Source organism: Acetobacterium sp. (genome assembly GCF_041752335.1).
Taxonomy (GTDB): Bacteria; Bacillota; Clostridia; order Eubacteriales; family Eubacteriaceae; genus Acetobacterium.
Map to the genome: position 1 here is coordinate 38,962 of NZ_JBGSHG010000030.1, position 20,182 is coordinate 59,143.

The window sequence follows — 20,182 nt, forward strand, 5'->3', positions numbered from 1 at the left end:
GGTTTTTTTATTTCTTTACAAAGGACATCAACCAATTCCGAAACAAAAAATCGCTCCTCAGTTTAACTGAACGAACGATTCTATTTTTGTAATCCGGTCTTATTTATTTTTAAGTAGTTTTAAGCGATATTGCCAATGATATTATTGGCCCATTTAATGGACTCCCGATAATCATGATAAATATAGTAATCCTCGATTTTTAACGCTTCGGCCACTGCCTCAACCAGCGCCCAATCCCCTTTTTCATAGGCCATCATCAATTCATAGATGGGCAAGAGAATCCCCTGCTCCTTTATCAATACATCAAGAATCGATTGAGGCAGCGTAATCCCAGCCAGTACCACTTCCATGGGCTGATCCAGAATGGCATCCAGAATGCTGAACAGTCCCATCAGGGCAGCATCATGTTCCAGCTCGATCATCCCAGCTCTCTTGCTCAGCGATTCGGCAAAACGAGTGCGAATCAGGGATATTTTGATGAGTTCGGTGGGTTTATCCTTGCTGAATTCATGGATCATTAAAATACTGATCCAACGTTCGAATTCTCTGAGACCGATATAGCTTAAGGCAAATTTAATGCTTCCGATCGATTCGCTGCCTGCCCGGAAACTGGCCAGCCGGAGCAACCGATAGGTCAGAGTCACATCCTGTTCGATGAAATTTGCCAACCGGTCAAAAGAGGGTTCATCAGCATGGATTTCGGTCATCAGCTTAAGATACTGAATCTGCGAAGGGGTGGCCCGAAAGGACCGGCCGGCAATCCGGGGCTTGCTGAAGAAATAGCCCTGAAACAGGGTAAAGCCCATTTTTTTCGCTTCTAGAAATTCATCCCGAGTTTCCACTTTTTCGGCCAGCAATGTTTTTCCTTGAGCCAGACCAGCCTGAATATCATCGACAATGGTATCCAGAGGGGTTACCATAATATCGTATTTGATAATATCAGCCAGCGGGGTCAGCGGGTAGGTTTGATAGGTCTGAGCAAAATCATCAAGGGCGATACTGTAACCCATTGCTTTGATATCGGTCAGGCGCTCCATCAGGTTGTTACTGACCTCGATATTTTCCAACATTTCCACAATCATCCGATCGGGTTTGATCAGTTCAACGGCCTCGGAGTGGATAAAGATCTCATCAAAATTGATGAAAGCAATTTTGTCTTCGATAAGATTTTCCAATCCGGATTCAAACAACCCGGTGATGACCATGGCGGTTGCGCCCTGGGAAGATTCCCCGCCAAACTGAGTTGACTGGCTGTTAAGCCGAAACAAAAGCTCATATCCGTATACTTCAAGCTGAGCGTTGAAAATCGGTTGTCTGGCAATAAACATAGGGCCTCCTAGGTTTGATTTAATATCAAGTAAATTTATATTTGTCTTATCCTTGACAATATGTTATTCTAACACTCTGTTTCATTTAAGACAAGAATTTTGTAGGTTTGAGGGTGCGGGTATTCTCTAACCACGTCTATAAAAATCCTTTTGATGACTCATTAAATAAAAGCACCATGACTCAGCGCCTGCCAGTTATATTTCTGGTGTTTTCCTAATTCTTATGTTCCTGATGAAAATTTCGTCAAACTTAATAAAGGAATTTGTTATTTTGCCGGCTTTCCGTAGGCGAACTTTCCTTTAAAGATCAGCTGGCCATTCCGATCATAGGAACGCCCTTCGCCATGCCAGACCCCACTGACAAATTCGCCCTCGTATTTGAGCTGGCCATTATCGTAATATTCTTTGCAATGCCCGGTGGGAACCGAGGGATCTTTGATCTTTTCCTGATTGCTGGGGATCCTGGCAAAATTGCCTTCGCATTTGAGTTTACCGTTAGTATCAAAAATCCGCCCCTGACCGGCTGCATAGCCATAGGTGAAATTACCGATATATTTGAGTTTGCCGTTTTCCTCATAGAGTTTCCCTTGGCCTGAGGCCAACCCGTTGACAAAGGTTCCTTCATATTTCAGGATACCGTTTTCGTAATACTCTTTTCCTGGTCCCACCTGGACAGCGTTAACAAAAACCCCTTCGGAGGCCAGCCGGTTATTGACAAAACGCTGGCCGTTAAAATGGCTGCCGACATAGTAACCGATAATGTAACCGTCTTTGCAGGGGATTTTTAGCTGGGGTTGCTGGCCATCTCCTCGGATGTTATTCTGAGATGTCAGATAGAGCCAGATGCCGATGCCAACGATGACCATCAGGACAAGAAAAATAATGCTGCCCATATCTACCTCGCTTTTTATGGAATGATAGCTTATTATAACCTCTGTGGCGATGATTCGACAAGTTTTTCTGCAAAATTTGGAGTTTCGGTTACGCTGGCGAAGGCAGCTTCGTATTCCAGCATCATTGCGTCCAGCGCCGCCAGGGTGGTTTCGGTGGGCAGAACGTAATCGCTGTCTGGCAGGCTGGTGAAAAACTCCTTAAACGCCGCAATGATGCCAAACTCCCGGAGTTCGATGGTTTTATAGATCACCCGGCCATCGATTTTATAGTGAAGAATCAGACGCAAGCAATCAGCGCTCTCGTAAATAAACTCCATCGCTGAGTTCAAAAACAGTTTGTTGTCATCCAAGGCAAAGAGGCTTCGGCGATTATAAAGCAGATCATCCCGGATCTGTTTTAAGGCGGTCAGCCGTTCAACCGGCGTTAGCAGATGATAGATTTCTTCCGGATAAGCCAAACTGCCATCTTCCATAAACTGCCGCAGGTTTTTCAGTGAAAAGACATTGAGCATGCCCCGGCTGACCTGCCGGAAATAATTGTAATAGCGGTCCACCGCCTCCAGTAGCGGTTCGTAATGGGGAAAATGCTTATTCAGCTTGGCTTCCAGCATGTCCCGGTCGGTATAATAAGCAAAACAGGGCAACGGTTCAACGATAACTTCTACCTTAAATTTCCGGTCCAGATCAAAAACCTTGAAGAGATCATTGCTCTCCAGAATAAAAGGCTGGGTGGATGCCAGCATTTCCTCGAAACAGTCGCAGTAAAGGCGATAAAAGGCCGTATCCTGGTAGAGCACCGCCTGGGTCAGATCCCTGGAAATAGTGATGACAGCGCTGGAAGTTAAGATAAAATAGGGGAACAGGGCGCTTATTTCCTGGCCGGGGATGACCTTTTCTGTTTGTTGCAGGCAGCAATGGGACTGATAATTCACATTGTCCAGCAGCGTCAGGGCAATCAGATGTTTCAGGGCCCCCAGCATCGGATCGGCGGCCCTGTCGCCAACTTCCCGGCGCAGAGTCAACACATCCTGAAGACTTAATTGTTTTTTATTCCCCAGCAGCTGCTGAAAAAGATAATCATAAACCGCCTGGAAACCATAGGGAATGGCCATTTTCACTGCCGGATCGGCGGCCTGAAACAATTCCCGGTCAATGTTATGCTCAATCAGGCTCAGCACCTGTTTTTCTCCGGAGACGATCTGCAGGGACTGCACCTGATTGCCCGTGTTTTCAACGGATTCTTTCTGACTGATCTCCTTGGAAAAGGGGATCTGATATTCGGTTAATTCAGAGATTGTTTCAATGAGCTCAATGATCTTCTTCCGGTTAGCATAGATGCCATCGCCGACCTGAGCGATTTCCAGCAGGGTTTCCAGTTCCGCCTCTTCCGCTGGTGAAAGCCGTAGGACTCTGGTCAATTTTTTAAAAAATACTCGCGTAGGCAACCGTTCCCCAGACTTAACCCGCTGTAAAGTGGTGCGATTGAAACTTCCCATTTCCGCCAGGGACTGGACAGTTTCACCGCTTTCCATAATATATTCTTCTATTTTTTTACTGAGTAATGACATAAGACCTCCCCATGTTCGCAATGTTGCCTGTTTCGACTTTATTATTTTTCCTTAAAGATTTTTATTCAATTATCCTTGCTACTATTCACCGTCTTAATAATCATAATGGTTTTACCCTTGACTTACAAGTGTAATTTTTTGTGATTGTTACAAATTAGGCGCTTTGTCAATCTCAGACCTCGGAAATCATCCCCTGTTCCAGCGATTCTGAATAGGGGGATTTGTTTAATTTGCGCTATCTAGTCTCAGTTTTAATTTTCTTTTCTGCTTTTTGAGCGTACATCCGCTGATCGGCCTGGTTAAAAAGTTCTTCCCATGACCACGGCTTATCTCCCAGCGTGTTTTCTTCATCCCCATGACAATAGCCTACCGACAGGCTCAGCTTCAGAATGTGATCAGCTATGCTTTCATTGTAGGTTGAAATAATGGTAAAGATCCGCTTTTCAAGAGTCTCAGTGGTGGTGGATTCACAGTCATAGACAATGATATAAAACTCATCGCCCCCCACTCTGGCCACCAGATCGGTTTCTCTGAAGGCTTTTTTAAGCACCCGACCAGCGGCCGTGATCAGCTCATCCCCCCAGGCATGGCCATACTCGTCGTTAACTCGCTTGAGACCGTCAATATCGCAAACAAAAGCACAAGTATGAGCGGGTATTTGATGCTGGCTGGTTGCTTTATTAAAATAATTCCGGTTATACAGCCCGGTGAGGGAATCGTGATAGCTGATATAGGCGACCTCATCACGGGAACGTTCCAGCAGCTCATATTGCACCGAATTGGAAATGGCCAGGGCACTGACCCGGGCAACACTCAGGGCAAAATTGGCATAGTCATTAATTTTTCCCGGCTTCTGAAATTCCCCGATTTCCAGGGCCCCAAAGGTTTCGCCATAGCGGCTTAGTTTTACTACCAGATAATGCCGGTTCTGATCGATGACAAATGCATCCTCCGGGTTCTTAAATTCTGTTCGGATATAGGTCTCAAAATAATCATCATCCCCGGCCTCCAGAAAACGAACCCGACCGGCGCCAAAAATATAAGCAAATAGCTCTTTGATTTTGGCAATGATATCCCGTTTTTTTGTATAGCCGGTGATTTCCTCTATGATATGCAGCACTGCCGCATATTCCGCCCCCTTTTTTTTCAGCTCATCTAGAATCAGCTTTTCCTCTTTTGGCCCTTCTCGGGTCTGCCGCCATTCATTGATAAGTTTACCCAGATAAAGGGACAGCCCCTCCATCCCCACATAGATCATCCGATAGGGCAGATCCACATAGGCCGCAAAAGCCGTCAGCAGTTTCTCAATGGCTGGATCGTTACCGGTATCCAGCAGCACCAGTTCCGAACAGCACTCCTGATAGAATTTCCGGGCCGTTTTCTGATCAAACCCCGCTTGGGCCAGCCATTTTTCCCAACCATGAAGCCAGCCACTGGTAACGATATAGCCCCCCTTTTCAATGATGTAATCAATAAATTTTTCGTTGACGTAATCGTGAAAACAATAGTTCCCCAGGGATACCCCCAATTGGGCATCGTCCTGGGACAACATTTTGGACACCACACAGTTCCGGCTGGCGATAATTATTTTTTCACCCAGATCCTCCGAAATTTGCTGTGCCACCGCCTGCTTTTTTTTGCGATCATTACATAAACAATTAAAAGGCACCACCGTTACAAAATCAAAATGGTTCTGCTCAATAATCTGGCGGTAATCCCAGACGAAGTTTTCACAGACATAGAGATTAAGATGCATCCTGATCCGCTCCTATCCATTCAAGAGGATACTGTCCCCATTCCCCCACTGTTTCGGCAATGGTGGCTAACACATCTGACGGCACCTGATAGGGGATTTCCCCATGGGAGTCGGAGATCAGCAGTCCCCCGCCGACCCCGGCCTGGCGGATCAAAGTTTTGACGGTTATCCTGGTTTTTTCCAGACTCCAGTTGACCATTTCGATGCCATTAAGGTTTCCTGCCAGGGCGATCCGATTCCGGGATCGGGCCTTTAAAACCGGTGCATCATCCCCCTGACCGAAGCCCAGAAGGGCAGTTTTGCTATTGATAATTTCATCCAGCACCGGCAGGACAATCCCCGAGGCCAGATGGGTAGCTGTAGGACCCTTGATTTTTGCCAAGGTCTGGCAATCACAGGCGTAGCCGGTTTTTAAATAGGTAGCTTTTTCAATGATGGTGGGTGAAGCCAGGGGATTGAAATAACAGATCGCTGTGGCCCCTGCAGCCAGCTGGGCATTAGCCCAGTTAACACAAAATACACTGTTGAGAGCCATCAGCTGATTAAACAGCTTTGGTCTGAAATAAATCAGTTCCAGATATTTTTCGAAGCCCAGCTGCATGATTGGCAGTGAAAACGGCGACATGACCACCCCGATAATGGGAATGCTGTCTCCTGCTGCCTGTTTCAGCCGCCGGGTCAGCTCCAGAATCCGCAGCAGTCCCGGGCTGGTTCCTAGATCCGGCAGAGTCAGGCTGGGAATGCCCTCCAGGCTGGTAATCAGCGGTGCCCCGGCATTGGGCGGTTCGTCATCAACAAAAAGCACCTCGCCACCAAAGGCCTCGGTTTCAATGGCAGCATAGGTAAAGGTATAAAGGCAGTCGTTGTGATATTTTTTTTGCAGCATCAGCTGGGTATTCACCACCAGATCTACATCCATAAAATAATCTTTAACCGACATTTCCAATTCCCGGGCACCATAGAGTGAGAATAACAATAACTGCGGGACCCGATCCGGTTCTTGATTGGCCATGGCTGTCAGTACTCGCTCCATTGATGACATTACTGTTTTCATTGTCGATCCACCAGCCTTTCAATGATTGAAATCACCGCCGTAGCATTTTTACCGTCAGCGTCGGCCCCTACCTGCTGCCAGAGACTGCTATCAAAGCGGAAAGGTGCGCCACCCACAATCAGGCGGGTTTTCAGTTTGCGCTGATCAAATTGTTCTCGAATCCCTTTGACCTTAAGAGCCGAAGGCAACATTAAAGTTGAAACCATTAGCACATCGATGCGATAGGCCATCGTTTTATCAACCATCTCATCCACGGAGAGGCCGTCTCCAAAATCAAAAATTTCAAATCCTTCGGCCTGAACCACAGCTTTGACAATGCGTTTACCCAAAGCGTGACGATCAATTAACACCCCAATACCGATTTTTGGACTATTTTTTCGCTCAATCCTAAATTCCGGCAGCATCCGGGCAATTGTTTCCTCACAGATTACCCCACTCATATAAATCTGGAATAGGGAATAATCCCCAGCCTCCCATCCATCTCCGATGATTACCAGAGTCTCAGTGATTACCCGTTCCACATCCTCAAAGGATTGGTGCTGTGCCGCCACATCCCGGAGCACGATTTCTGAACCGATGCGATCCATGGACAATAATGCGTCTAAAAAAAGCTGTGTGTGACTGTCTCTCTGTTTCATTTGTTTACCAACTTTCACAAAATCTTTGAGAATCTGTCTTCCCACACCCACTCCATTATGGGTTGCGGAAACCTTTGCGAATAACATTATATTACCCGATTATTAATAGGGTAAACAAGATTCTTGTCGCAAATGATTAAGTACGGAGGATCCGCTTTATAATAGCATTACATTACCAACACCATTAATGATTCATATCTGTGATTTATTTAGAATGACTCTTGATTTCTTTTCTACTCCGCGTTATAATTTTTACAGAACCAAATGAATAATATTGAACATAATTTTTTTCACTAGGAGGATTTAATATGGCAATTGTATGGACTCAGGATTTATCTGTCGGCGTCAACAGCATTGACGGACAGCATCAACAATTATTTAAAATGGCTGATGATCTTTTTGAAGCCGGTAAAAATGGCAAATCCAAAGAAATGGTCGGTGACCTGCTGAATTTCTTGGATGCTTATACCAGACAGCATTTCCGTGATGAAGAAAGCTATATGGCCAGCATCAAATACCCGGGCCTGACTGAACAGCAAACCGCCCACAAGAATTTTGTGGCGGAACTTACCAAGCTAAAAGCCGCTTATGATACATCCGGCGGTAATATTTCAGTGATCATCAATGCTAACCAGATGGTGGTTGATTGGCTGACCAAGCATATTTCCGGTATGGATAAAAAAATTGGCACCTACGCCAAAACTTTATAATTAACAATTAAAATCCCACCCAGGACTTTTTCTAGTCACAGGTGGGATTTTTTGTATTCCGTTGGAAATTCTTTTATTGTTAATCCGTTTATTGCCAGTTAAACCAGATAGCGTTCCAGTCCGACTGCCGTCTTGGTTGGCAGAAATTCCAGCACATCATAGTCCGCCACTTTTTTAATGAAAAAGGGATCTTCAGCGATCATCGTCCAGACTTCTTCTTTATCTTTGGCCTGACAGAGAATCACCCCCCCAGTCCGGGGTCTTTTTCGGCCGGATAAAACAAATTTATCCAGCTGGTAATAGCGCTCCAGATAATCAATATGAGCAGGGATGACCGCATCCACTTCTTCCACCGGGCGGATGTAATTTAGTAAGATAATAAACATATTCTTGCTCCTCGTTTTTAAAATTTCAAGCCATAGAAGTGCCCTAAGTTTAGCAGCTCCCTACATCAGCACAATCAGACTGAATGCCATCAGCATCATCCCGGCGATCAGCCCGTAAATGGATAGGTGGTGTTCGCCGTATTCCCGGGCGGTGGGCAGCAGCTCGTCCAGTGAGATAAAGACCATGATCCCGGCGATGCCGGCAAACAAAATCCCGAAGACGGTGTCATTGAGAAAGGGCAGCAGGATAAAATAGGCCAAAAGCGCCCCCAACGGCTCGGCCATGCCGGAAAGCAGAGACCAACCGAGGGCCTTTTTCCGGTCTCCGGTGGCACAGAAAACTGGAATCGCCACCGACATCCCCTCGGGAATATTATGAATAGCCACCGCAATGGCTATGGCCAATCCCAGGGAAGGCTGCTGAATAGTTGAAACAAAGGTGGCCATTCCTTCGGGGAAATTGTGGATGGCAATGATCACGGCGGTGAAGATACCGGTCCGCAGCAGTTTCTGACTGCCATCCACCGGACAGGAGGCGGCTTCTTCGATCATATGGGTCTCGTGGGGATTTTCGTAGGAGGGCACCAGCTTATCAATAATGGCAATCATCAGCATCCCGCCAAAAAAGGCGATAACATTGACCCAGATCCCCGTTGCTTCACCCAGATTGGCAATCAGCAGCCGCCGGGACTCAAACAGCAGTTCCACAAAAGATACGTAAATCATGACACCGGCGGAGAATCCCAGCGCCACAGATAAAAGTTTGGTATTGGTTTTTTCAAAAAGCAGCACAATCAGCCCGCCGATACCGGTCGACAAGCCGGCCAGCACGGTCAGGAGGATGGCGATCGCTAAGTTAGAAGAGTTCATTGTTTCACATCCTTATGGGTTTTTCGATTGCCGGGAAATACGGCAACAGAAATAATATATCACGAATGCGTCAAAATTGAAACAGGAAAAGTCACCGCTCCGTGGTTGCGGAAAAAACGCATAAAAAAAGAAGCATTCCGCTGGATGATAGAGATCCGGGCTATCGCTTCTTTCATAGGATTTATGCTTATCAATCGAAGCATTAGAATAAACTGTTTGCCGCTTTTCGACCGGATTGCCCCAGCACCGGTTTTTTAGGTTGCTGAGGCTCAGCAGGCTTGTTATCATCCTGTCGGCTTTTCATTTCCCCGTTATAGGCGGCCACGGAAATCTTGCCGGATAAAACCAGGCCCTTCAGTTCTGAACTGGTGTAGCCACCCAGCTGGTTGCCGGAAACTTTCTCGTCTTCGGTTTCATCGACCTCAGCGGTTTGGCTTTTGGTTTCCTTTTTTTCGCGGTTTTCTTTTTCATCGTCGCTGGGTATCCGTGACGATTTCTGATCAATAATGGAATTGCCCTGGTCGGTATCGCTGTTGACGGTGTTATTTTCGCTTTTCATCCGATACCCCACATATTCCCGGCTGAGTTCCATGGTGTCGTATTTGTAATATGAATTGGCCGCATTGGCGGCATTCTGAGGGTTCACGCTGTCCCCGGTGGGTTTAATGGTAACGGCATCAATTTTCTTTGACAGCGAAATAGATGGCCCCTGGGCCTCGACGGCGTTTAAACTGATTGGATCCATGGCTTTCCCCTTTCATATGGTGGCACGCTCTGGCAGCGATGCGCTGAGCTGGCAATTCGCTCGTGATATTATTTAAAAGCAGTATACCACAATTGCTCACAAATTTCATCACATTTCGTAAAAACTCTTCATGTTCTATATAAAAGTTTTATATAAAAAGACACCCTGGTTACCCGGGGAATGACTGATCGTTTGTAACTGCCGTACCGACCAATTGTTAATCTGTTGTTCGCTGCGGGATCGGACAGGTTTATCAACCTGTTCGCCCCGATGCGTACAACATGATGTAACAATTGTCGGTACTAGGTTATCTTTTATTTTACAGACAAAACACCCCGGTTACCCGGGGTGCCTGTGTTGATCCGATTGTTTTAGAATTTTTTATAAGCCTTAGCTCCGGCCAGGACTTCGACGACTTCGTCAAAGGATGAGCCGATGGATGCTTCCACAGAACTGAAAATCGTTCCTTCGACGATGGGCGCATCAATGATCTTGACCTGACTGCCGCCTTCCCGCATTTCGATGGCCATTTCCGAGCTCATCACGGCACTGCCGAGATCAACCAGAATAACCACCCCATCGCCTTGATCAACCGCTTCAATGCCGACCAGAATTTTGGAAACATCGGTACCGATGCTGCCATCTTCCATCCCGCCGGCGGCTGCGATGCTGGCCTCAGGTGCCATTTGTTTAGCCAGTTCGACGGCCCCTTCAGCTATTTTCTGACTATGAGAAACAACTACGATTCCTACCATTTCTTAATTACCTGCCTTCGCTGCGACTTCTTTAGCTGCCTGAAAAACATACGCCATCGAAGTGGCGCCGGGATCCTGATGCCCGATACTGCGTTCACCCAGATAACTGGCTCGGCCTTTCGTGGCAATGATGGTTTTGGTATATTCGACCCCATCCCAGGCGGCGGTTTCCGCGTCGACCAGGGCTTCGCTCATCGATTTACCAGCGGCAATGCTGGCTTTAATAGCATCGATGGCCGGAATCATACTGTCGAGAATGGTTTTTTCACCCTGAACCGCTTTGCCCCGGAACTGAATCCCACCGACGGCTTCATCAAAGGCCAGAATCACATCCTGATCGGATAATTCTTCCTTGCCTTTAACCGCTGCCCCGGCTTTCATAAACGCCGTGCCGTAAAGGGGCCCGGAGGCTCCACCAACGGTGGAAACCAGGGTCATCCCCACTGATTTTAAAATATCATCAATATTTTTATCTTCAACCGTCGGTAATTTCTCCAGCACGGCCTTAAAGCCCCGGCTCATGTTAATGCCATGATCACCGTCCCCGATTGCCTGATCAAAATCGGTCAATTCTTGTCGATGTTCTGCCATCTTATTCGCATAAAGCCGAATAAAATCCAGCACTTCTGCCTTTGTTGCCATTTATTTTCCTCGTTTCTATGTGTGGTGTTTTTAGTACATTTTGAAGCCGATGGTATCAGCTTGGGCCAGTAATAAGTCTTTCAGTTCGGCGTCCAGTTTTAATAAGGTAATGGATGCGCCAGCCATGTCGATGGAGGTCATGTAATCGCCTACGAATGTTTTGAAAACTTTAACGCCCTTGTCAGCCAAAATTTGCTGAACCCGACGGTTTAATATATACAGTTCCATCGGTGGGGTAGCGCCGGCACCATTGATCATCACGGCAACTTCGTCGCCAGCTTTTGGATCCATATCTTTTAAGATCCGTTCCATCAGGTAATCGACGATTTCGTCAGCGGTCTGGATTGGTTTTCGTTCGGTTCCCGGCTCGCCGTGGATCCCGATACCCAGTTCCATTTCATCTTCCGTCAGTTCAAAGCCCGGTTTTCCAGCAGCGGGAACGGTACACGGTTTTAACGCCACACCCATGGTCCGGACGTTGGCAATAACCTTTTCGGCTGTCGCTTTGACTTCATCCAGGCTGGCGCCAGTTTCGGCTTTGGCACCGGCAATTTTATGGACAAACACGGTTCCGGCAACACCGCGGCGGCCGGTCGTATAAAGACTATCTTCAACAGCAACATCATCATTGGTAACCACGTTGGCAACCTTGATGCCTTCAGCTTCGGCCAGTTCAGCGGCCATTTCGAAGTTCATGATATCACCGGTGTAATTCTTGATAACTAATAATACACCTTCCCCGGCATCAACCGCTTTGATCGCTTCAAATACCTGGTCTGGGGTGGGAGAAGTGAAAACCGAGCCAGCAACAGCACCGTCAAGCATCCCTTTACCGACAAACCCGCCGTGGGATGGTTCATGACCACTGCCGCCGCCGCTTACCAGAGCAACCTTGCCGACTTTTTTGTCAGCGCGGACCAGCACGTCAAACCCTTCAACACGGGCAACATATTCGGGATGGGCCAGAACGATACCTTCCAGCATTTCATTTTCCACATTTTCTACATCGTTAATAAATTTTTTCATAAGACTTCCTCCTATAAACATTATTAGTACTCTAATCCATACTATAACACGTTTTTACCCATTTTGAATGTAAAAAAACGATATCAAAAGATTTTTTTTGGACGATTTCTACCAATACAAGAAAAATTACGAACTAAAGTGGTAAAAAATCGATCTGTCAATAGGGTTGGGGGCAGCTGGATAAAATTTATGTTAATCTTTTGTAAATTTTGTACAGTGTATAAGGGGTTGAATGATGGATAACGCTATACTTAAACCAATAGGTTATCCTGCCGTACCGACCAATTGTTAATCTGTTGTTCGCTGCGCTATGCGAAATCTGCTTTGCTCCTTTCGCATTAGTCGCGAGCAGTTGTCAACTACAAACAAGTTTGTGCTTGGCTCGTTGCCTGCGCGCAGAATCGGACAGGCTTTGCATTGTCCGCTCCGATGCGTACAACATGATGTAACAATTGTCGGTACTATCTTTACTGCCTAGTCACCCTAAACCAATGCCGCCTTCATCTTGCGAACGTAGTCGGAGAGCGGGCCGGTGGACGCGGCACCGTGCTCGGCGATGATCCGGACGATGGCGCTGCCGACGATGACGCCATCGGCCAGCTGTGAAATCGTCGTGGCCTGTTCCGGAGTCGCAATGCCAAAGCCCACGGCAACAGGTGTATCCGTTACCTTGCGAATGTCTTCAATAATCGCCCCCAGATCGGTTTTGATCTCACTGCGAACCCCGGTGACCCCCAGCGAAGACACCAGATAGATAAAACCCGTCGCCTGTTTGGCCAGCATCTGAATGCGATCCTCGGAGGTCGGGGCGATCAACGTGATCACGTCGACGTCATGGGCCTGGGCGACACTTAAAATCTCGCCTTTTTCTTCAAAGGGCAGATCCGGGATAATGATGCCGTTAATCCCATTTTTCTGACAGGCGCTAAAAAACCGTTCTACCCCGTAAACAAACACCGGATTCATATAGGTTAAAAAGACCAGCGGCATGGCGGTCTGGGACCGAACCCGGGCGACCATGTCAAAGATCTTATCAGTGGTGGTGAAGACGCTCAGAGCCCGTTCGTTGGCCGCTTCGATCACCGGCCCTTCGGCGATGGGATCGGAAAAAGGAATGCCGATTTCAATCAGGTCGGCCCCGGCCGCGTCCATGGCCAGGATAAACTCTTCGGTTTTATCAAGTGACGGATCACCGGCGGTTAAAAAGGCGATAAAAGCTTTCTGATCCACAAAGATCTCGGATATTTTATTGGCTTTAATTTTATTTGCTTCTATTATATTACTCATAAATATTTTCCCCCTTGTATCGGGCAATCGCTGCCACATCCTTGTCGCCCCGGCCGGAAACATTGACGATGATGATCTGGTCTTTTGTCATCGTCGGTGCCAGTACCATCGCATGGGCAATGGCGTGGGCTGATTCAATGGCCGGAATAATCCCCTCGGTGCGGGACAGGTAGAAAAAGGCGGCGACGGCCTCATCATCGGTGATCGGCACGTATTCAGCCCGTTTGGTATCGTGGAGATGGGCATGCTCTGGCCCGATGCCGGGATAGTCAAGCCCCGCCGAAATCGAGTAAACTGGGGCGATCTGGCCGTATTCGTCCTGACAGAAATAGGATTTCATGCCATGGAAGATCCCCAGACTGCCATTGGCAATGGTGGCCGCATGGAGGGCGGTATCCACCCCTTTGCCCGCCGCTTCACAGCCGATCAACTGCACTTCGGCGTCGGGAATAAAGTTATAAAAGGCCCCGATGGCATTGCTGCCGCCGCCGACACAGGCGATCACGGCGCTGGGCAAACGGCCTTCTTTTTCAAGAATCTGGGCCCGGGCTTCCTTGCTGATGACGCTCTGAAAATCGCGCACCATTTCCGGGAAGGGATGGGGCCCCATTACCGATCCCAGGACGTAGTGGGTATCGTCGACCCGGGTAGTCCATTCCCGGAAGGTTTCGTTAACAGCGTCCTTCAGGGTCATCGTCCCGGAGGTGACCACATGAACCGTGGCACCCAGCAGCCGCATCCGAAAGACGTTCAGGGCCTGACGGTCGGTGTCTTCCTTGCCCATAAAAATCTCGCATTCAAAACCCATCAGGGCCGCGGCGGTGGCCGTGGCGACGCCATGCTGACCGGCGCCGGTTTCGGCAATCAGCCGGGTTTTCCCCATTTTCTTGGCCAGCAGCGCCTGTCCCAATACGTTGTTGATCTTATGAGAGCCGGTATGGTTCAGATCTTCCCGTTTGAGATAAATCTTGGCCCCGCCCAGATCGGCGGTCATTTTCTTGGCATAATAAAGCCGTGAGGGCCGGCCAGCGTATTCATTCAATAATTCGGTTAACTCGGCCTGAAAGGCCGGATCGTTTTTATAGTGTTCGTAGGCTTTTTCCACTTCAATAATGGCATTCATCAGGGTTTCTGGTGTGTACTGACCCCCGTGGATCCCGTATTTTCCTTTACTCATTTTCTTTCTCCTTTTTCGTATCGTCCTTTATTGGACTGCCGTGAGCTTTGCTGACGGTTTTGGGACAATTTTGGGTGAACTTGAGGTTGGCACTTCGCTGGCGTACCGACCAATTGTTAATCTGTTGAATGCGCACAATTCGTACAGTTGCATATAAACAACGTTGAAATATTAAGTTCAGTCTGCAACTGTTCGCCTTGAGGCACACAACATGATGTAACAATTGTCGGTACTTGGTTATGTTAATTACAAGGTTCGTTTTTTAAATTCACAAAATTGTTTTTGGGAACCGACAGCGAAGCTATGATTGTTCGTATCTTGTGTTATGGCGGTAGTGCCAGTCCAATGCAATAATACATTCCATAGAGTATATAAATAATACAATGTAGTCAATCTCGGTTCGTAGAGGCGATTATCAATCGCCTGAGAGCTGTTGATTTTTAAAATTGACGTATTAACATAAGATCGACGTTCCGGGCGGTCAATGATCGCCCCTACTAAATAATGCTCTGCGTCAGTGCTTTTATTTGGATCTTTTATTAACGGTTAATCTTCCTGATCATTTCCACAATTTCAATAATTTTGTCCCGGTCTTTGACCCCGTCGGTTTCGACGCCGCTGCTGATGTCGACACAGTAGGGATTGACCTGCTGGATTGCGGCTTTAATGTTATCTATGTTGAGGCCGCCGGCGAGAAAGAAATCGCCGCTGACGCCGGCCAGCAGCTCCCAGTTGAAGGCCGCCCCGGAACCGCCGTATTGGCTGGGGTCGTAGGTGTCAAAAAGCCGATAATCAGCGGCGGTAGTCCGGATGTCGGCCGGACTGCTGATCCGGAAAGCCTGGATCACCGGCAAACCAGTTTGGGTTTGCAAGAGCCGCACCGTGGCCTCGTCCTCATCGCCATGGAGCTGGATGAGATCGATGATGCCCGCCGCGGCCAGCGCAATGATCTCGGCCACCGGGTGATTGACAAAAACCCCCACCGCGGCAATGCCGGGATCCAGGGCCTGTTTTAAGGCCCGGGCCGTTTCTAAATCGACCTGGCGCTTACTTTTGGCAAAGACAAAGCCAATATAATCCGGCCGGGCCGCGTTCACCGCCGCAATATCTTCTAAGCGGGATAAGCCGCAGATTTTTATTTTTGTCATGGTTAACTCCTCGTTCTTAATTCCATCCGGCGCCGATTTTATAATAAACGTTTGGCATAAAATCCACGCTTGCGGGCGGACACTGTCCGCCCCGACAACCTAACACATCACGTTGATGGATACTATTTAAACGACACCGTCTATCATCAATTCGTAAGGGCGATCCGTGATGACCAAGGGGTCAGACCCTCGCCCTCACCACAGCCGCAGCTACCCCCGCAGCTGATCCAGCGCCCCCTGCTTGTCCCCACTTCGCATCAACTTTTCGCCAATCAGCACCGCATTGGCCCCATTTTCCCGCAGTTTCGCGATATCTTCCGCGGTACGTATCCCACTTTCCGAAACAAACAAAATTTCCGGCGGTACCAGTTGGCGCAGCCGAATGCTGTTTTGGAGATCCACTTCAAAGGTCTTCAAATTGCGGTTGTTGACGCCAATGATGCGAGCCCCGGCGGCCAGGGCCTGCTTCACTTCCGCTTCATCATGGGCTTCCACCAGCGCCGACAGCCCCAGCGCATCGGCGATCTCAAGGTACTCCCGGATCGTGTCGGTATCTAAAATCGAACAGATCAATAAAATCGCATCGGCGCCGATTAGGCTGGCTTCGTAAATCTGGATGGCATCGATAATAAAATCTTTACGCAGCACCGGGATCCTCACCTGCGCCTTGATTTCCGTCAGATAAGCATTAGATCCCTGAAAAAATTCCGGCTCGGTCAGCACTGAAATGGCATCGGCGCCGGCGGCCTGATAGTCCCGGGCGATTTCCAGATAAGGGAAATCCGCCGCGATCACGCCTTTGGAGGGTGAGGCTTTTTTAACCTCGCAGATAAAGGCAATTTCCCCGGCGGCTTGTTTCCGGGCCAGGGCTTTTTCAAACGCAAAGGGGTTTTTCGACCGTTTGGCCAGGCTTTTTAAGCCGTCCAATGTGGTTGTTTCTTTCAGCGCCGCCACCCGTTTGGCGGTGGCCGCCACTATCTGATCTAAGATCATACCAGCACCTCAATGGCCAGCTCATTGCTGCGTTTGACAAAGCTATCCAGCTTAGCCTTGGCCTTGCCGGCGTCGATAATCTCTTCGGCCATCCTGACACAATCCCGGAGAGTGATATCATTGTGGGACATATACAGGCAGAAGGCCGCGTTCAGCACCACTACATCGCGCTTAGGGCCTTTTTCGCCGTTTAAGATATTCAGAGCAATGACGGCATTTTCTTCTTTTTCGCCGCCGATCAGATCACGCAATTCGCAGCGCTGTAGCCCCAATTGTTCCGGGGTGATAAAAAAGCTGTTAATCTTGCCATCGGCGATTTCACAGATGGTGGTAGTGTCAGTCAGGGTAATCTCATCCAGACCGTCGTGGCCGTGAACCACCATCCCCCGCTTGACGTTAAGCTTGTTTAACACATTGGCCAGCGGCTCAACCAGGTTTTCATCATAAACCCCCAGCAACTGCATATTGGCGCCGGCCGGGTTGGCCAGTGGGCCGAGAATATTAAAGATCGTCCGGATCCCCAGTTCTTTACGGACCGGCCCGGCGTATTTCATCGAGGCATGATAGGTGGGGGCAAACATAAAGCAGATCCCCAGCTCGTCGAGCATCACCGCGCTTTTTTCCGCCGACAGTTCAATATTCACGCCCAGGGCTTCCAGCAGATCCGCCGATCCGCACTTGCTGGAGACGCTGCGGTTGCCGTGTTTGGCCACCGGCACCCCACCGGCCGCAATCACCAGCGCTGACACCGTCGAAATATTAAAGGTGGACACCTCGTCGCCGCCGGTGCCGACAATATCCAGCACATCAGTTTTCGGGAAAATCTTGGTGCATTTATCCCGCATCACCATGGCGCAGGCGGTAATTTCATCGATGGTTTCGCCCTTCATCCGCATCGCGGTCAGAAACGATGCGATCTGGGCGTTGGTGGCCTGGCCGTTCATAATCTGATCCATGACCTCCCGGGTCCGCTCCAGAGACAGGTCCTTGCCGTTGACAATATCGTATATCGCTGCTTTAATCATTTTCGTTACCTATCTTTAAAAAGTTCTCAATCATCGTGTGGCCCGAATCGGTGAGGATCGATTCGGGATGGAACTGCACCCCGTAGACGTCATATTGGCGATGCTTCACGGCCATCACCTCGCCCTCGTCATCCTCGGCGATGATCAGCAACTCATCCGGCAGACTGCTGCGCTCGGCACTGAGGGAATGATAGCGGCCAGCCGCAATAATCGGCGGCAGACCCCGGAAAATCGGGCTGCCGTTGGCAATATGGACGTTGCTGCTTTTGCCGTGCATCAGGGTGCTGGCGTAGATGATGGTGCCGCCAAACACCTCGCAGATCGCCTGATGACCCAGGCAGACCCCTAAAATCGGGGTTTTGTCTTTAAAATAGTCGATGACCTCTTCACAGATCCCCGCATCGGCCGGTCGTCCCGGCCCCGGCGAGACAATGATGTGATCCGGTGCCAGCGCCGCGATTTCAGCCAGACTCAGTTCATCATTTTTTATCACCCGGATATCGGGATTGATCATCCCCACATATTGATACAGGTTATAGGAAAAGCTGTCGTAATTGTCGATCAGTAAAATCATTATTCCACCTCCTGGGCCCGGTCCAGAGCTTCAAACATCGCCCGGGCCTTATTTCGGGACTCATTAAATTCATTTTCGGGGATGCTGTCCGCGACGATCCCGGCGCCGGCGGAGACATAAACCTTATCGTTTTTGCGGACCGCCATCCGAATCGCAATGCACATATCCATGTTGCCGGAAAAGTCGATATAACCCACCGCTCCGCCATAGACGCCGCGCTTCTGGCCTTCCAGAGCATTGATAATTTCAATCGCCCGTTTTTTCGGCGCCCCGGACAGGGTACCCGCCGGCAACACCGCCCCCAGGGCATCCAGCTGATCCAGCCCGTCTTTGAGGATCCCGGTGACGGTCGAAGAAATGTGCGAAACATGGGAATAGCGGACCACCTCCTGATAAGTTTCCACCTTCACCGAACCAAACTCACTGACCTTGCCGAGATCGTTGCGGCCCAGATCGACCAGCATATTGTGTTCGCTGAGCTCTTTTTCGTCTTTCAGCAACTCGGCAATCAGGGCTTCGTCCTGTTCCGGCGTCTCGCCCCGGGGACAGGTGCCGGCAATCGGAAAGGTCGACAGTTTGGAATTTTTCAGCGACACTAAGGTTTCCGGCGACGCCCCGGCCACCTGAATCTCATCAAAGTCGATATAAAACATATACGGCGAGGGATTAACCGTGCGCAGCACCCGATAAGCCGACAGCAGATCGCCCTCAAAGTCCGCTTCCAGCCGGTTGGAAATCACCGCCTGGAAAATATCGCCCTGATAAATATGCTCTCTTGTTTTTTCGACCATCTCGCAATAATAGTCTTTGCTAAACAGCGAACGATACGCCGAAGTCACCTGACCCCGAAACGCCACGGTACTGCTGCCGTTTTTAATCAGCGCTTCAATTTCCTTCAGCGCAACCACCCCGTCGATATAGTTTTTCTCAAAGTTGTCGGTTTTAATATTGACAATCACCACAATTTTCTGACGCAGATGATCATAGGCGATGACCTTATCAAAAAGCATCAGATTCATGTCATCAAAATTTTCGGCGTTTTCGTTTTCCAACACCAGATTGGTTTCAGTGTATTTGACGAAATCGTAAGAAATGTAGCCGACAAAGCCACCGGTAAAGACCGGCAGGAAATCCAGCTTGGGACTTTTCCACCGGGCCAGAATTTCCCGCAGCACTGTCCGCGGATCATCGGTCAAAATGTCCTTGTTTTTGCCATTCTTAACCACCACTTCGCCGTCCAGACAGGTCACCGCCAGGGTCGGGTCAAAGCCCAGAAACGAATAACGGCCCCATTTTTCGCCGCCCTCCACACTTTCCAGCAAATAACACTTTTTGCCCGTGGCTTTTAAACACTTCAGCACCTCAATCGGTGTCTTGATATCTGAAAACAGCTCCAGACTAATCGGGATGCTCTGATAATCCCCGCAATACCCTCTGGCCTCTTCCATCGATGGTTTAATCATAATCGTATCCTTTCGTTGGTTGGTTTTAGCTCTACTGTTTATGCGCTTTTTAAGTAATAAAAAAACGCCCGTCCTTGATTAATAAAAATTAATCAAGGACGAGCGCAAAAATTTAAGCCCGCGGTACCACCTTAATTTACAGAG

The 20,182-nt window shown here is 48.7% G+C and carries 20 protein-coding genes; 1 reads left to right on the forward strand and 19 read right to left on the reverse strand.

Going from position 1 to position 20,182, the window contains the following annotated elements; genetic code table 11:
- Nucleotides 1-119: 119 nt before the first annotated feature.
- The 6 genes from ACEW8F_RS04340 to ACEW8F_RS04365 all read right to left on the reverse strand — a co-directional run bounded on the left by ACEW8F_RS04340 (nucleotide 120) and on the right by ACEW8F_RS04365 (nucleotide 7,282).
- The gene (locus ACEW8F_RS04340; RefSeq protein WP_373482246.1) at nucleotides 120-1,328 is read right to left on the reverse strand and encodes an EAL and HDOD domain-containing protein; all 1,209 of its coding nucleotides are present in this window, start codon (nucleotides 1,326-1,328) and stop codon (nucleotides 120-122) included.
- Between the two features lie 266 nt (nucleotides 1,329-1,594).
- Nucleotides 1,595-2,221 (reverse strand): toxin-antitoxin system YwqK family antitoxin, encoded by a 627-nt coding sequence (locus ACEW8F_RS04345; RefSeq protein ID WP_373482247.1) that lies wholly within the window; start codon nucleotides 2,219-2,221, stop codon nucleotides 1,595-1,597.
- Nucleotides 2,222-2,253: 32 nt separating this feature from the next.
- Nucleotides 2,254-3,789, reverse strand: coding sequence for a hypothetical protein (locus ACEW8F_RS04350; protein WP_373482248.1), 1,536 nt, complete (start codon nucleotides 3,787-3,789; stop codon nucleotides 2,254-2,256).
- Nucleotides 3,790-4,024: 235 nt separating this feature from the next.
- Nucleotides 4,025-5,545 (reverse strand): diguanylate cyclase domain-containing protein, encoded by a 1,521-nt coding sequence (locus ACEW8F_RS04355; RefSeq protein ID WP_373482249.1) that lies wholly within the window; start codon nucleotides 5,543-5,545, stop codon nucleotides 4,025-4,027.
- Complete coding sequence (locus ACEW8F_RS04360; protein WP_373482250.1) at nucleotides 5,535-6,599, reverse strand: uroporphyrinogen decarboxylase family protein; 1,065 nt, start codon at nucleotides 6,597-6,599, stop codon at nucleotides 5,535-5,537. The genes ACEW8F_RS04355 and ACEW8F_RS04360 overlap by 11 nt, the downstream gene beginning before the upstream one ends.
- Complete coding sequence (locus tag ACEW8F_RS04365; RefSeq protein WP_373482251.1) at nucleotides 6,596-7,282, reverse strand: B12-binding domain-containing protein; 687 nt, start codon at nucleotides 7,280-7,282, stop codon at nucleotides 6,596-6,598. Before ACEW8F_RS04365 ends, ACEW8F_RS04360 begins: the two co-directional genes overlap by 4 nt.
- Before the next feature lie 263 nt (nucleotides 7,283-7,545).
- On the opposite strand from ACEW8F_RS04365, the gene ACEW8F_RS04370 reads away from it, so the two are divergent.
- Nucleotides 7,546-7,947: a bacteriohemerythrin gene (locus ACEW8F_RS04370; RefSeq protein ID WP_373482252.1), complete on the forward strand. Its 402-nt coding sequence runs from the start codon at nucleotides 7,546-7,548 to the stop codon at nucleotides 7,945-7,947.
- 98 nt (nucleotides 7,948-8,045) lie between these two features.
- On the opposite strand, the gene ACEW8F_RS04375 is transcribed toward ACEW8F_RS04370, so the two are convergent.
- The 13 genes from ACEW8F_RS04375 to trpE all read right to left on the reverse strand — a co-directional run bounded on the left by ACEW8F_RS04375 (nucleotide 8,046) and on the right by trpE (nucleotide 20,038).
- Nucleotides 8,046-8,333, reverse strand: a complete 288-nt coding sequence (locus tag ACEW8F_RS04375) for a YciI family protein (RefSeq protein ID WP_373482253.1) — start codon at nucleotides 8,331-8,333, stop codon at nucleotides 8,046-8,048.
- Nucleotides 8,334-8,393: 60 nt separating this feature from the next.
- Nucleotides 8,394-9,203: a zinc transporter ZupT gene (gene zupT / locus ACEW8F_RS04380; protein ID WP_373482254.1), complete on the reverse strand. Its 810-nt coding sequence runs from the start codon at nucleotides 9,201-9,203 to the stop codon at nucleotides 8,394-8,396.
- A 202-nt stretch (nucleotides 9,204-9,405) separates the two neighbouring features.
- Complete coding sequence (locus ACEW8F_RS04385) at nucleotides 9,406-9,948, reverse strand: hypothetical protein (protein WP_373482255.1); 543 nt, start codon at nucleotides 9,946-9,948, stop codon at nucleotides 9,406-9,408.
- 371 nt (nucleotides 9,949-10,319) lie between these two features.
- Nucleotides 10,320-10,703 carry a dihydroxyacetone kinase phosphoryl donor subunit DhaM gene (dhaM, locus tag ACEW8F_RS04390; RefSeq protein WP_373482256.1) on the reverse strand — a complete coding sequence of 128 codons (384 nt, stop codon included), beginning with the start codon at nucleotides 10,701-10,703 and terminating at the stop codon, nucleotides 10,320-10,322.
- A 3-nt stretch (nucleotides 10,704-10,706) separates the two neighbouring features.
- Complete coding sequence (dhaL, locus tag ACEW8F_RS04395) at nucleotides 10,707-11,345, reverse strand: dihydroxyacetone kinase subunit DhaL (RefSeq protein WP_373482257.1); 639 nt, start codon at nucleotides 11,343-11,345, stop codon at nucleotides 10,707-10,709.
- Nucleotides 11,346-11,375: 30 nt separating this feature from the next.
- Nucleotides 11,376-12,371: a dihydroxyacetone kinase subunit DhaK gene (gene dhaK, locus ACEW8F_RS04400; RefSeq protein WP_373482258.1), complete on the reverse strand. Its 996-nt coding sequence runs from the start codon at nucleotides 12,369-12,371 to the stop codon at nucleotides 11,376-11,378.
- Between the two features lie 483 nt (nucleotides 12,372-12,854).
- On the reverse strand, nucleotides 12,855-13,658 hold the full coding sequence (gene trpA / locus ACEW8F_RS04405) for a tryptophan synthase subunit alpha (protein WP_373482259.1): 804 nt from the start codon (nucleotides 13,656-13,658) through the stop codon (nucleotides 12,855-12,857).
- Complete coding sequence (gene trpB / locus ACEW8F_RS04410; RefSeq protein ID WP_373482260.1) at nucleotides 13,651-14,835, reverse strand: tryptophan synthase subunit beta; 1,185 nt, start codon at nucleotides 14,833-14,835, stop codon at nucleotides 13,651-13,653. Before trpB ends, trpA begins: the two co-directional genes overlap by 8 nt.
- 539 nt (nucleotides 14,836-15,374) lie before the next feature.
- Nucleotides 15,375-15,983: a phosphoribosylanthranilate isomerase gene (locus ACEW8F_RS04415; RefSeq protein WP_373482261.1), complete on the reverse strand. Its 609-nt coding sequence runs from the start codon at nucleotides 15,981-15,983 to the stop codon at nucleotides 15,375-15,377.
- Nucleotides 15,984-16,193: 210 nt separating this feature from the next.
- On the reverse strand, nucleotides 16,194-16,976 hold the full coding sequence (gene trpC / locus ACEW8F_RS04420) for an indole-3-glycerol phosphate synthase TrpC (RefSeq protein ID WP_373482262.1): 783 nt from the start codon (nucleotides 16,974-16,976) through the stop codon (nucleotides 16,194-16,196).
- The gene (gene trpD / locus ACEW8F_RS04425; RefSeq protein ID WP_373482263.1) at nucleotides 16,973-18,001 is read right to left on the reverse strand and encodes an anthranilate phosphoribosyltransferase; all 1,029 of its coding nucleotides are present in this window, start codon (nucleotides 17,999-18,001) and stop codon (nucleotides 16,973-16,975) included. The genes trpC and trpD overlap by 4 nt, the downstream gene beginning before the upstream one ends.
- Complete coding sequence (locus ACEW8F_RS04430; RefSeq protein WP_373482264.1) at nucleotides 17,994-18,575, reverse strand: aminodeoxychorismate/anthranilate synthase component II; 582 nt, start codon at nucleotides 18,573-18,575, stop codon at nucleotides 17,994-17,996. The genes trpD and ACEW8F_RS04430 overlap by 8 nt, the downstream gene beginning before the upstream one ends.
- Nucleotides 18,575-20,038 (reverse strand): anthranilate synthase component I, encoded by a 1,464-nt coding sequence (trpE, locus tag ACEW8F_RS04435; RefSeq protein WP_373482265.1) that lies wholly within the window; start codon nucleotides 20,036-20,038, stop codon nucleotides 18,575-18,577. Before trpE ends, ACEW8F_RS04430 begins: the two co-directional genes overlap by 1 nt.
- Nucleotides 20,039-20,182 lie beyond the last annotated feature (144 nt).

Coding starts and splice junctions, on each gene's coding strand:
- ACEW8F_RS04340 (WP_373482246.1), bottom strand. CDS start 1,328: ATGTTTATTGCCAGACAACCGATTTTCAACGCTCAGCTTGAAGTATAC.
- ACEW8F_RS04345 (WP_373482247.1), bottom strand. CDS start 2,221: ATGGGCAGCATTATTTTTCTTGTCCTGATGGTCATCGTTGGCATCGGC.
- ACEW8F_RS04350 (WP_373482248.1), bottom strand. CDS start 3,789: ATGTCATTACTCAGTAAAAAAATAGAAGAATATATTATGGAAAGCGGT.
- ACEW8F_RS04355 (WP_373482249.1), bottom strand. CDS start 5,545: ATGCATCTTAATCTCTATGTCTGTGAAAACTTCGTCTGGGATTACCGC.
- ACEW8F_RS04360 (WP_373482250.1), bottom strand. CDS start 6,599: ATGAAAACAGTAATGTCATCAATGGAGCGAGTACTGACAGCCATGGCC.
- ACEW8F_RS04370 (WP_373482252.1), top strand. CDS start 7,546: ATGGCAATTGTATGGACTCAGGATTTATCTGTCGGCGTCAACAGCATT.
- ACEW8F_RS04375 (WP_373482253.1), bottom strand. CDS start 8,333: ATGTTTATTATCTTACTAAATTACATCCGCCCGGTGGAAGAAGTGGAT.
- zupT (WP_373482254.1), bottom strand. CDS start 9,203: ATGAACTCTTCTAACTTAGCGATCGCCATCCTCCTGACCGTGCTGGCC.
- ACEW8F_RS04385 (WP_373482255.1), bottom strand. CDS start 9,948: ATGGATCCAATCAGTTTAAACGCCGTCGAGGCCCAGGGGCCATCTATT.
- dhaM (WP_373482256.1), bottom strand. CDS start 10,703: ATGGTAGGAATCGTAGTTGTTTCTCATAGTCAGAAAATAGCTGAAGGG.
- dhaL (WP_373482257.1), bottom strand. CDS start 11,345: ATGGCAACAAAGGCAGAAGTGCTGGATTTTATTCGGCTTTATGCGAAT.
- dhaK (WP_373482258.1), bottom strand. CDS start 12,371: ATGAAAAAATTTATTAACGATGTAGAAAATGTGGAAAATGAAATGCTG.
- trpA (WP_373482259.1), bottom strand. CDS start 13,658: ATGAGTAATATAATAGAAGCAAATAAAATTAAAGCCAATAAAATATCC.
- trpB (WP_373482260.1), bottom strand. CDS start 14,835: ATGAGTAAAGGAAAATACGGGATCCACGGGGGTCAGTACACACCAGAA.
- ACEW8F_RS04415 (WP_373482261.1), bottom strand. CDS start 15,983: ATGACAAAAATAAAAATCTGCGGCTTATCCCGCTTAGAAGATATTGCG.
- trpC (WP_373482262.1), bottom strand. CDS start 16,976: ATGATCTTAGATCAGATAGTGGCGGCCACCGCCAAACGGGTGGCGGCG.
- trpD (WP_373482263.1), bottom strand. CDS start 18,001: ATGATTAAAGCAGCGATATACGATATTGTCAACGGCAAGGACCTGTCT.
- ACEW8F_RS04430 (WP_373482264.1), bottom strand. CDS start 18,575: ATGATTTTACTGATCGACAATTACGACAGCTTTTCCTATAACCTGTAT.
- trpE (WP_373482265.1), bottom strand. CDS start 20,038: ATGATTAAACCATCGATGGAAGAGGCCAGAGGGTATTGCGGGGATTAT.